This is a genomic window from Seongchinamella unica (assembly GCF_004354085.1).
GTDB classification, from domain to species: Bacteria; Pseudomonadota; Gammaproteobacteria; order Pseudomonadales; family Halieaceae; genus Halioglobus; species Halioglobus unicus.
In genome coordinates, this window is sequence record NZ_SMSE01000001.1 from 1,549,996 (window position 1) to 1,561,131 (window position 11,136).

Consider the following 11,136-nt stretch of genomic DNA (forward strand, 5'->3'; position numbering starts at 1 on the left):
ACCTTACTCCGTGTCCAGTTCAACGTCGACGTTGAGGCTGTTCATGACTTTCCCGATCTGTTTTGGGTCGATAACGCCGAGTATATTGAGGAAAACGGCCTCCTCCCCGTTAACAGCCATCACCGTCAGGCCCTCTATGGTATCGCCCCCGGATTTCATGAATATCTGCACCTCTTCATCAGCTTCATAGACCTGCACCACGGGTTCCCAGTGGGCGGCCGCCAGTGAGGCGCGGGCCTCGTTAACCTTTTCCAGTGCCGGTTTCAAATTGCCAGCGGTGGGGTAGACCTTGATTCGCACCCCTTCCAGTCCGCTAATCATGACAGCGGTTTCCGGGTCATCGACGGCGGTCGCGGCAGACAGCAGTTTCAGTAAGTTGCCTCCTATGTTGATCATCACCCTGGGCTCGCCATAAATGGCATCCAGGTCGGCAAAATCCACGTAGCCGGGCAGTGATTCCAGCTGGGCTTCCTGTGCGGTTACCGGCAGACTGAAAAGTGCTGCCATTAACACGGTGATAAGTGCTTTCATAATTCAAACTCCTGTCGCAGTTGTAGCTGGTCCTGCAGTGTTCGGGCAGTGATACGGGCAACCGGTTCACTGGTTACTTCGCTCACCGTCGAGTGAATCCGGTTACGGGTTTTAAGATTGACCTTTTCCAGGTAGGCCAGCACCAGTTCCAGGTCTGCTTTGGCCTGGGCAAGTTCTGCCTCCTGCTGCTGGTGCTGGTACAGCGCACCGCCACCGACCAGAGCGAGCACCAGTGCAGCCGTCGCTATTAGCCAGTGGGGTCGCAGCAACCAGCCGCGAGGTGGACCAGGCTCAGGATGCTTGTCGGGGATTGTCCGCAGCCTGCGCTGCAGGCCTGTTGGGGCTTTTTCGGCGGGCAGGCCAGCCAGCGCGCGCTGCAGCTCCATGGCCGAAGCGAGTTTCGAGCCCAGCGCAGGGTCCTCGGCCGCCCCGCAGAGCAGTAGCTGCCGTTCACCGGTGGTCACTTCGCCGTCGATAAAGCGATCGAGCAGCTCCGGGTAGTCAGGTTGTCCTTTTTCACTCATCGTCATGTTCCGACCATTGCTTGCGTAAGGCGTGTCTCGCCCGGTGCAAATACGTTTTGACCTGAGGCTGGCTGAGCCCTGTTATCTCGGCCACCTGCCGATAACTGTGTTGCTGGATGTCCCGGAGTACCACCAGCGATCGATAAGGCTCTTTCAGTGCCGCAACCAGCTCCTGCAGGCGTTGCGTCCGATTCCCCTGTTCAAAAACCGATTCGGGGTTTAACTCATCGAAGAGATCGTTTTCTCCGGCTGCGATTTCATCCCTTCGTCCACGCAGTCTGTCCAGGCATAAATTGCGGGTGACCCGTTTAAGCCAGGGGCCTGCCTTGCCGTCGTTCATGGTGTCCCGATGCTGCCAGAGCCGGGTGAACGCCTCCTGGCAGATGTCCTCGGCCTCGGCCCTGTCCCGCATCAGGTACAGCGCCAGGGACCAGACCTGGTCCTGATGCTTGTCTATCCACTGGCGGTACAATTTTTCCATGCTTGGAGACTACACGGGTGAGCGACAAAAAAGTTACAGGGGAAGTGAAAGAATGTGTCGGACGGCAGGGTGAGCAGCGACCCTGAGAGAACTAGTTTAAGCCAGGCGCGAGGGTTGGGCTGCCGCCGTTCTACCCGGCGCAATCACCTGTGGCGACCCGCATGAGAGAGGGGTTGCGGACACGGATGCTGCCGTCCGCCTGATGAATAAAACCCAGTCGGACTGACGGCACCTGTTTCGGCAGCTCCAGCACGACCTGCACCGGTTGCCAGTCTGTTTTGCCCATATGGGGTTCGTGTTCCATCACCGAACTCACCACCGGTTTTCCGTTTGCCCTGGCAGAGACCGTCAGACCGCCACCCTGTTTAAAGGCATGCGGAATCGCCGGAGGACGCAGGTCCAGCTTGATGTCGGCGCTGAAAACCACCCGCCTGCCCGGGATATCTTCACGGTCGATGTGCTGGGTGATGATGAACCAGGGTTCGCTGCCCGTTTTTTCAATCAACAGTTCGCCGTCGCTGGCGCTGTACTGGAATGACGGTGTCCCGCCGTGCTGGGAGCTGGACCATTTGCGCTCCCGCCTGGGGGCATCGATGGTTGTGAAGCCCGGATCCTGCAGCAGGTTCTTTCCTCGACCCTCGCACTGGGTGCTGCCCGGGGCAGGCGTTTCTGCCGTGTCACTGCTGCATGCCGCCAGGGCCGCCGTCAATGCGCCGGCAAGGAAGAGCCTGGAAATATCCATGGCCTGTTGAATCCTCGTACTTGAGTAAGCGCTAAACTCTAGCATAACGGGGGGCCGGCTGTAGAGAGGAGGGTCACCTGTGGCTCGAAGCCAGTCAGCGCCCCTGTCCAGCCGCGCTAGTCCCGCTCGCGCTGTTGCCCGTAGGTTCTGAAGGCGGTTAAAACCTCGTCCATCTGCGCGCTATCCAGGATCACCGGGCCGCCGATGGCCAGTGTGCCCCAGTAACAGTGGGCCTGTTCTTCGACCACCTCCGCCAGCTTCAGTGCGCTTTGCAGGTTCCGGCCGGTCGCGATTTGTCCATGGTTGGATAACAGGCAGGCCAGTGAGTCGTCCAGCGCCCCCAGGTTGGCAAGAGACAGTTCCCTGCTGCCGAAAGTGGCATATTCCGCCAGTGGTATGCCGTGTCCACCTGCCGCAGCAACCATGTAGTGCATGGCCGGTATCGCCTTGCGAGCGCAGGCGAGAATCGTTGCGTAGGGTGAGTGACAATGGACCACAGCCGCGGTGTCCGGCTTGCCACGATAGACGTCTGCGTGCATCCGCCACTCGCTGGATGGGATCAGCTGGCCGGCATCGACGTCACCGTCCAGAGTCATGTGAACGATATGCTCCGCGGAGAGCGCCTGGGGTGAGATACCTGTCGGCGTGATCAGCATGCCGTCGCCGGTGCGGACAGAAACATTGCCCGAGGTGCCCTTGTTCAGGCCTTTTTTGACGAGGGCATCCATGGCCTCTACCACGGCCTGCCGGCTGTTATTGTCGTTGCTGTATTTTTTCATGCCTGCTCGTTTCCGGGTCGGCCCTGCTGAAAGCGGCCCTTGTGTCAGGTTTTGCCAGTGAGCTTAACACTGGCGAGTACAAACTGCGGCGTCCATGTTGACGAGTGCTGATTGTAACCCGGGTCGACTGGTCTACAATGCTGGCATGCCCCGATTGCAAAAGTCGATGCCCACAGCACTGTTAATGATGATTGCCCTGTTGCCGGTCTGTGCCCTGGCCGCGGACGAGAACCCTTTGTTTTCTTCCAAAGACTCCTTCAAGGCGGTACTGAACGCACCGGTGATGCAGGCCTACAGGGACAAGATGAAGTCGGATCGCCTGTACCTGGAAGGCACCTGGACACAAAAGCGTGGCGAGGAAACCGAACGTCTCAGCCTGAAGATTCGCGCCCGCGGAAATTATCGCCGCCAGGTTTGTGACCGGCCGCCGCTGCAGCTTAACTTCAAGAAAAAGCAGGTAGCAGGCACACTGATGTCAGGCCAGGACAAACTGAAGTTGGTGAGTCCCTGTGAACGTGGCGACAAGTACCAACAGCTTGTCTATCTGGAGTACCTGGTATACCAGCTGTTTGCGCTATACAGCGATTATCACTTCCGAACCCGTCTGGTGGACGTCGCCTACGTCGACAGCGATAGTGAGGGAGCCCTCTGGAGCAGCCATAATTTCCTCATTGAAGATGCGGATCATATGGCTGCCCGTTACGGTCTGCAGGAACTGGACGTACCCTACACAATGCGGGTGCAAATGGATCTTGCCCAGACAGCCCTGGTGGAAGTGTTTCAGTTCATGATCGGCAACGTCGATTACTCCACCCTGAAATCCCCGCCCGGGGAGGAATGTTGCCACAACATCGTGCTGTTGGCAGAGAAAGGCGCGGAGCGGGATATCATCCCGGTTGCCTATGATTTTGACTCGGCGGGCATTATTAATGCGCCCTATGCCACAGTTCCGGCCAGTCTGCCGATCAACAAGGTCACCAGCCGCTACTTTCTTGGCTGGTGCAAGCAGGAATCCCGCTATCGCGACGCGGTAGCCAGGATCAACGAGCGCAAGGAGGCGGCCATTGCCCTGTTCGAAGCTTCGCCGTTACTGAGCAGGACTTATCGGAAGCGGGCGGTGAAATACCTGCACGACTCCTACGATTACCTCAACGACGAGGCTTTCTTCGAACGCCATATACTGGGCAAGTGCCGTGGCGAGGTTATTGAGGGTTAGGTTCGTCCGGCGGCTGACTCAGCAGGCGTTCCGCTTCCTTGCGTGCGCGTCTCTCTCTTTTGCGCTGCGCCTCGTGATGTGATTCCAGACCGTCGCCGAAAATACAGACCACCAGTGTGGCGATATTGAAAAACACGGTGAGGACCAGGGCGATGTCCAGTGCCTTGATGCCGGCCGCAATGCCCACGGCAATCGCGACGAAAATAAACAGGGTATCAAACGTATCGCTCAGGGCCCGGCGAAACTGGACACCGGCGACAATGCCGGCCAGGCTGAAAGCGAGGGCGAGACTGTGCTGGACCACCATGACGATGCCGGCAACGACCGCGGGCAGTATCAGGGTGGTTTCATCCAGTGATTCGTCATGATCGCCGTCCCGGTGAATGCCTTTGTAAATCCATGATACCGGGAGCATCAGCAGCACCGCGCCCAGCATCGAGAAAAACAGGTTGCGGGCATCCTTGAAGCGAAAAACGCTGGAGAGATTCTTTTCCTTCGCCTGGGGTTCTTCCACGTCTTCAAGATCGTCGTTGAGGAAGGCATCCTCGAATTCCCGCAGTCCAGGGTCGTGGGAGCCCGACAGCTCACTCACACCGCCAACCGGTGCCAGTTCCAGGAACGAGGGAAACGCGGCCACCAGACCCACCAGGATTGCCGCCAGCGCCAGGTAGTACACCAATACCCGTGCCAGCAGCTTGAATAGCAGGGTCTTGCTGGGAATAGGCGGCGGTGCTTCGCTGCTCACGCTGTGTGCGCCAACTTCCGGGCAGTGCCAGCTGCTGCTGGATTTCTTTTGATATTCAAGACCTTAATTCCATTTATGCCTAGCTGCAGTGTAGCCTCGTTTCATCGGCTGGCAAGTCAGCGTCTGTGCTCGGTGAAGGCAGGGGACATCGTGGTCATCTCATGCTCCTGGGTCTGTAGGCGGCAGCTGAGGCAGAGCCTGCAGAGCGCCTTGGTTTATCCGGTGCAGGGTGTACAATCAGCGGCTCCGCTTGTCGTCCTGTAGGCATACCCTCTTTCATGACCCTGTTGGTCCTATACCTGTTACTCGCTATTGGCGTTTCTTTTCTGTGTTCCGTACTGGAAGCGGTGCTGCTGTCAGTGACTTCCGGTTACGTGGTTACCCAGGTCGAGAAATACCCAAAACGGGGAGTGGTGCTCAAGGGGGTGAAAGATGACCTGGATCGTTCCCTGTCCAGCATCCTGATTCTCAATACCTTCGCTCACACCATGGGTGCGGCGGGCGTGGGAGCCCAGGCGGTGAAGATCTACGGCGAACGCTGGGAAGGGCTGATTGCCTTCCTGCTGACCCTGGCCATCCTCTACCTGTCGGAGATTATTCCCAAGACCCTGGGAGCCACGTTCTGGAAGCAACTGGCGTTGCCGGCAGCTTTTGTGATCGCCCTGCTGGTCAAGTTGCTCTTTCCCTTTGTCTGGCTCTCGGCGCTGGTGACCCGGTTGTTTTCCTCCGCCGACAACGACATCATCAGCCGCGAGGAGCTAACGGCGATGGCCGAACTCGGAGCGCGGCACGGTTCCCTGCGAAATCAGGAGAGCGAACTGTTACAGAATATCCTGAGCCTGCGCGGTGTCCGCACAGAAGATATTCTGACTCCGCGCACCGTGGTAGCGGCGCTGCCTGAGGTTCTGACGGTCGAGCAGGGGCTGGCGGAGTTGGGTGAACGACCGTTCAATCGCATTCCGATCTATCGCAGCACACTCGACTCGGTGACTGGCGTGGTCTACCGCCCGGCCCTGCTGGAGGAAGCTCTCGCCGGCCGGGGAGAGCAGAAGCTGGTGGAACTCGCCAACCCGGTATTCAGGGTGTCAGAGGAGTTGCCGGTGCTGGCCCTGCAGGACCTTTTCCTGAAACGCAAGGAGCACCTGTTCCTGGTCGAGGACGAGTATGGGCAGACCGCCGGTATCGTCACTCTCGAGGACGCCATAGAAACCCTGCTGGGCCGGGAAATCATGGACGAGAGCGACAAGGTCGAGGATATGCAGCAGCTGGCCCGCAGTACCTACCGGCAACGACTCAGGAACAAGGGAGCCTCCTGATGTCGGCACGCCCGGTGTCGGTGCGATAGCCTGTCCATCGGCCTCCTCTGCGGCCCTGTGCAGGGGATAAACCTCACGAAAACCGCATTTTGCCTTTACTAATTGTAGGGATATGCCGTAATTTCCGTTGAAAAAGACCGCAGGCAGGGGGATGTATGCTGGATGAGGCTGGCGCTAGCGAACAACAGGCAACCGGGGAGAGTCCGCAACGGTCCCGGGTGGGTTTACTGATCGACGTCACCGGCGACCACTTCACTGCCAGGCTGGATTCGGTCAAGGACAGTGACGCCCCCGCCAGTCACCAGCGCTCCCTCGGCCAGGTCGGGTCCTATTTCCTGGTCAGGGAAGGCGACGCCAATATCCTGGTGATGGTAGAGCGCAGCTATCGGATCGCCGACAAACAGGGCCGCGCCGCGCATATGGTGCACCTCACCCCGCTGGGTGAAATGGGCAGCAAGGGTGATTTCAGCCGGGGTGTTTCCCGTTATCCCATCAGTGGTGCCGAGTTGCACCGCATGGATGAAGACGGCCTCAGGGCGATTTTCTCCGGTTATGGCGATAAAGACTTCAAGGTGGGTAACCTTACCTCGTTCGAGTCCATCGGCGTGCACCTGGACGCCTCCGCCTTTTTTGGTCGCCACGCCGCGATCCTGGGCCAGTCCGGCGCCGGTAAATCCTGGACCGTGACCAGCCTGGTTCAGGCCGCGGTAAGAGCCATGCCCAATGCCCATATTATTCTCCTGGATATGCACGGGGAATATGGCGACAAGGACGTCGACGGTGTGGTTGCCCACTCCCCCTTTCCCGCCGACAAGGTGCGCTGCTTTCGCGCCGATCAGCTGGAATTTCCCTATTGGCTGCTGGCGTTCTCAGAGCTGTGCGAACTGGTCGTCAACTCCGGCGACGAGCATGCATCGATCCAGATATCCTTCCTCCGTTCGACGATGATCCGGTTGCGGGAAGAAGCCAACAAACACCTGGACCTCGGGCATATTACCGTGGACTCGCCGCTGTACTACTCCATGGACGACCTGATCAAGGCGGTGAAGGAGGCCAACCGTGAGACCAGCGATTTCGGCAAGAAGAAATCGGCGCTATACGGCAAGTTCGACCAGGTGCTGGTTCGCCTGAACAGCCTGCTGAATGACAACCGCTATGACTTCCTGATGCGGCCGAAGACACGGACTTCGACCGAGTCGCTGCCGGGGCTGATGCAGGATCTGGTCGGCCTGGGCAGCCCCCGGGCCAGTGTCACCGTGCTGGACCTGAGTTCGGTGCCCTTCGACGTGGTGCCGCTGGTAGCGGCGCAAATTGGCCGCCTGACCTATGAATTCAATTACTGGAACCCGCGCTGTCGCGAGTTTCCCCTGTTCCTTATCTGTGAAGAGGCCCATGAATATATTCCCCGAGAGGATATTCCGCGCTTCCGCGAAGCGCGCCGCTCGATGGAACGGATCTCCAAGAACGGTCGTAAGTACGGGGTGGGCTTGTGCGTCGTCAGCCAGCGGCCGCACGATGTATCGGAAACCGTTCTGGCCCAGTGCAGCTCCTACGTCTGTCTGCGTATCTCCAACCCGGATGACCAGGATTACGTGCGGGCCATGGTGCCCGACGCCGCCCGCGGTACCTTCGCCGCACTGACCTCCTTGTCCAAGGGGGAGGCGGTTGCCCTGGGTGAGGCGGTGCCGATGCCGGTGCGCTTCAGGGTGGATCTGCCTGATCCGCCCCCCAACTCCACTGACATTAACTACTCTGAAAAGTGGCGTACGGACGCGACGGTGGACGTTGCCAGGCTGGTCCACAACTGGCACAAGCAGGAGCGCTAGCGACCTGGCGTTTTGGCGCGCCCGGCTCTTTTGGGTTGCCCGCTGCCGCTACCCATTGGGGGATGGCTCAGTGGCGCAGCATTGCATCCAGCTGGTCCACGACCTCCGACCAGTCTGAATCCTCATCCAGGGATTCGCGAATAAACTGCGCCTGGGCCGCATTCCAGAATGCGGCGTGATCCAGCGGAATCTCCTTTGGCAGGTGGTTGTTTTTCACAAAGTTTTCCATGGCTGTGTCGCTGCTGGGCAGTCCCAGCTGCCTGAACAGGCAGGACAGGGTGTGACTGGATGTGTCCATAGTGCGTTCCCCAAGGCTGAGTTCTTAGTATAGGCTCGGTTGAAATCGGGTGCCCAATTTTGGCTGGTAAGCTTATAAACTTCCGGCGGCATCTCCCTGAAAAAACCCGCCGGGGCGATGAACACTGCCGCGTAGCCGGTTACCGCGGAAACATCATCACCACCCGCATGCCCACGTCCAGACTGCGGAGCTGGCGCCTGGCGGACGCCCTGGCGTTGAGACGGATTGACCAGGCATCCGATTGCGCGGAGCCCCCGCGCAGCTCCCGGTTGTCGCAGTTGCCAAACAATTGCGGCATACCGTTGAGGGGGGGTTTGCTGTTGGCATCCACGCAGTCCTTGGTCCACTCCCAGACATTGCCGTGTACATCGTACAGGCCCCATGCATTGGGTTTGAAGCTCGCCACCGGTGCCAGGGTACCCTCATAGTCCACGCCGCAACCCAGGCAGTTGGCGTTGCTTTCACCGGCGCTATCGCCCCAGGTGTAGCTTCTGGTTGAACCGGCACGGGCGGCGTATTCCCACTGGGTGGAACTGGGCAGGCGGTAGTTGTATCCGGTCTGGTGGCTGAGCCAGCTGACAAAGGCCTCAGCCTCGTCCCAGGTGATACCGGAAACGGGCAGGTCATCGGCGGCGCCCTGCAGGGAATCCAGGTCTCCGGACTGAGTGGCTTTCAGGAACCGGCGATACATGGCATTGGTGATCTCGGTTTTGCTGATAGCGAAGGGGTGGGCGATTTCGACGACCAGTGCCTCCGGGTTGTCGCCCGGACGCCCTCCGCCCATGACGAACTCGCCCTCCCTGACCACCACCATCTCCGGTCCTTTGCCGCCATCGGGCAAATCATGGGCAAAGGTGTCCCCCGGGAGATAATCGTCTGCGACCGCGCTGGCGTTAAACAGCAGGGCACAGAGGAGGGTGTTGGCGCCGATTGCAACGCGGAGGGGAATGCTGAGGCTCATAATCATCGTCCTTATCCCGCGGCAGTGGGGATGCGTGTGAAAGGCCATACAACAGAGTTAAATGTAGCAAGGAATGGGCAGCTGGCAAGTTCGCTGTAGGCGCTGCCGGCGGTACACCCGATCCCTTTACCGGCGGCCAGCGGCGCGTTCGGCAGACGTCCGCAGCAACTGCCACAGCGCTTCAACATGGGCGCGGGTGGTGCTTTCCACTCCGATGGAGACCCGCACCATCCAGCGTCCGTCCAGTATCGACGGCGACAGGAACGCCTGCCCGGACTGGTTGATTTCATTGACCCAGGCCAGCGTGTGTTTATCCAGCGCCCCGCCAGAGAGTTCGCCTCCCCGGGAATCCCTGGGTACATGACGCAGGCACACGGTCTGGAGAGCCACGGGTGCCAGCACCTGCCAGTCAGGGGCGGCCGCAGCCTGTTCCGCCAGCCAGCGGGCATTATCCAGGTCCCTGCGCAGTCGCGCGCGAATACTGTCGATACCATCCAGGTGCAGATGAAACCACAGCTTGAGCGCGCGGAAGCGGCGACCCAGGGGAATGCCCCAGTCACGGTACTGGGTGACCTGCCCATCGGCTGTGGATTGCAGGTAGGCAGGATTGGTGGACATGACCCGTTCCAGGTGGGTCGTGTCGCGGACATAGAACAGCGCCGTGTCCAGTATTGTTCCCATCCATTTGTGCGGATTCCAGGCAATGGAGTCGGCAGCTTCCACTCCCTGCCACAGGTGCCGGCACTCGGGCAGTAACATGGCGGAGCCGGCCATCGCCGCATCCACGTGCAGCCAGATATTGTGGCGGGCCGCGATGGCGGCGATGTCGGCAACCGGGTCCATGGCGGTGGTGCCGGTAGCGCCGACAGAGCAGACAATGCCTGCCGGCACACGGCCGTTGGCGATGTCGGATTCAATCGCGGCGGCGAGAGCTTCCGGGAGCATCGCCCGGGTGTAAGCGTCCTCCTCGATGTAGCTGAGGTTGTCCTGGCCAAAGCCGGCCAGTTGTACCGCCTTGGCAATCGATGAGTGGGCCTGGCTGGTGCTGTAGACTACCAGTGGACGCGGCACCGCCTGCAGTCCCTGGTGGTTCTTGCTGAAGTCGCTGGCCCGCTCCCTGGCCAGAATCATCGCGGTCACGCAGGCGGTGGAAGCCGTGTCGTGAATGGTGCCCTGCCAGGCCTCGCTGAGACCGGTTAACTGGCGCATCCAGTCGCAGACGACCTCCTCAACCTCGGTCAGGGCCGGACAGCTCTCCCAGGATATCCCCAGGGTGCCCAGGCCGGAGCTGGCAATATCTCCGAGCACCGAAGCCAGAGAGGCATTGGAGGGAAACCAGCCGAAATGCATGGGATGCTGCACCTGGGTAATGCCGGGGACCACCCGCGACTCCAGTTGGCGTAACAACGCAGCGAAGTTGCCGGCCTCAGTTGGCGCCTGCCCGGGGAAGGATTGCCTGACTTCACCGGGTGACACCTGGGCTCGTACCGGCTGCTGTGGTATCTGCTGGCGATAGTCTGCGATCCAGTCGATCAGGGCGTGGCCCGCCTCGCGGAATTCTTCCGGTGTCATGGCCAGGCTTGCTGGCGGCCATCGCTGTCGCTGACGGATATTTGCCCAGCCATGCTTTATCTCCCTGCCGTGTGAGTGTTTGCCCTGCCACTATAGTGGGCTGGGCCCGGTTGTCCAGACTGCTGTTGACTCACCCTGAAAGTGC

The 11,136-nt window shown here is 59.9% G+C and carries 12 protein-coding genes; 3 read left to right on the forward strand and 9 right to left on the reverse strand.

All coding sequences use genetic code 11. The annotated features are described in order from the left end of the window. Positions 1-3 precede the first annotated feature (3 nt). The 5 genes from E2F43_RS06850 to E2F43_RS06870 form a co-directional block, all read right to left on the reverse strand. Entirely contained in the window at positions 4-531 is a 528-nt protein-coding gene (locus E2F43_RS06850) for a DUF4252 domain-containing protein (RefSeq protein ID WP_133210880.1), read from the reverse strand. After that, positions 528-1,055, reverse strand: a complete 528-nt coding sequence (locus tag E2F43_RS06855) for an anti-sigma factor (RefSeq protein ID WP_133210882.1) — start codon at positions 1,053-1,055, stop codon at positions 528-530. The genes E2F43_RS06850 and E2F43_RS06855 overlap by 4 nt, the downstream gene beginning before the upstream one ends. Then, complete coding sequence (locus tag E2F43_RS06860; RefSeq protein ID WP_133210884.1) at positions 1,048-1,536, reverse strand: RNA polymerase sigma factor; 489 nt, start codon at positions 1,534-1,536, stop codon at positions 1,048-1,050. Before E2F43_RS06860 ends, E2F43_RS06855 begins: the two co-directional genes overlap by 8 nt. A gap of 130 nt (positions 1,537-1,666) precedes the next feature. After that, entirely contained in the window at positions 1,667-2,278 is a 612-nt protein-coding gene (locus tag E2F43_RS06865; RefSeq protein WP_133210886.1) for a hypothetical protein, read from the reverse strand. Positions 2,279-2,394: 116 nt separating this feature from the next. After that, positions 2,395-3,057, reverse strand: coding sequence for a class II aldolase/adducin family protein (locus E2F43_RS06870; protein WP_133210888.1), 663 nt, complete (start codon positions 3,055-3,057; stop codon positions 2,395-2,397). Positions 3,058-3,223: 166 nt separating this feature from the next. Between E2F43_RS06870 and E2F43_RS06875 the strand changes: the two genes are divergently transcribed. Beyond that, positions 3,224-4,273, forward strand: a complete 1,050-nt coding sequence (locus E2F43_RS06875; RefSeq protein WP_133210890.1) for a hypothetical protein — start codon at positions 3,224-3,226, stop codon at positions 4,271-4,273. On the opposite strand, the gene E2F43_RS06880 is transcribed toward E2F43_RS06875, so the two are convergent. After that, the gene (locus E2F43_RS06880; protein ID WP_133210892.1) at positions 4,260-5,018 is read right to left on the reverse strand and encodes a DUF4956 domain-containing protein; all 759 of its coding nucleotides are present in this window, start codon (positions 5,016-5,018) and stop codon (positions 4,260-4,262) included. The two genes, E2F43_RS06875 and E2F43_RS06880, sit on opposite strands and share 14 nt — an antisense overlap. A 278-nt stretch (positions 5,019-5,296) precedes the next feature. On the opposite strand from E2F43_RS06880, the gene E2F43_RS06885 reads away from it, so the two are divergent. Next, a complete protein-coding gene (locus E2F43_RS06885) occupies positions 5,297-6,334 on the forward strand; it encodes a CNNM domain-containing protein (protein ID WP_133210894.1) in 1,038 nt (345 codons plus the stop codon). A gap of 155 nt (positions 6,335-6,489) precedes the next feature. After that, positions 6,490-8,160: an ATP-binding protein gene (locus tag E2F43_RS06890; RefSeq protein ID WP_133210896.1), complete on the forward strand. Its 1,671-nt coding sequence runs from the start codon at positions 6,490-6,492 to the stop codon at positions 8,158-8,160. Between the two features lie 67 nt (positions 8,161-8,227). On the opposite strand, the gene E2F43_RS06895 is transcribed toward E2F43_RS06890, so the two are convergent. The 3 genes from E2F43_RS06895 to E2F43_RS06905 form a co-directional block, all read right to left on the reverse strand. Beyond that, on the reverse strand, positions 8,228-8,458 hold the full coding sequence (locus E2F43_RS06895; protein WP_133210898.1) for a DUF2789 domain-containing protein: 231 nt from the start codon (positions 8,456-8,458) through the stop codon (positions 8,228-8,230). Between the two features lie 139 nt (positions 8,459-8,597). Beyond that, positions 8,598-9,419, reverse strand: coding sequence for a formylglycine-generating enzyme family protein (locus E2F43_RS06900; RefSeq protein WP_165954213.1), 822 nt, complete (start codon positions 9,417-9,419; stop codon positions 8,598-8,600). A 126-nt stretch (positions 9,420-9,545) separates the two neighbouring features. Beyond that, a complete protein-coding gene (locus tag E2F43_RS06905; RefSeq protein WP_133210902.1) occupies positions 9,546-10,991 on the reverse strand; it encodes a pyridoxal phosphate-dependent decarboxylase family protein in 1,446 nt (481 codons plus the stop codon). Positions 10,992-11,136: the final 145 nt, after the last annotated feature.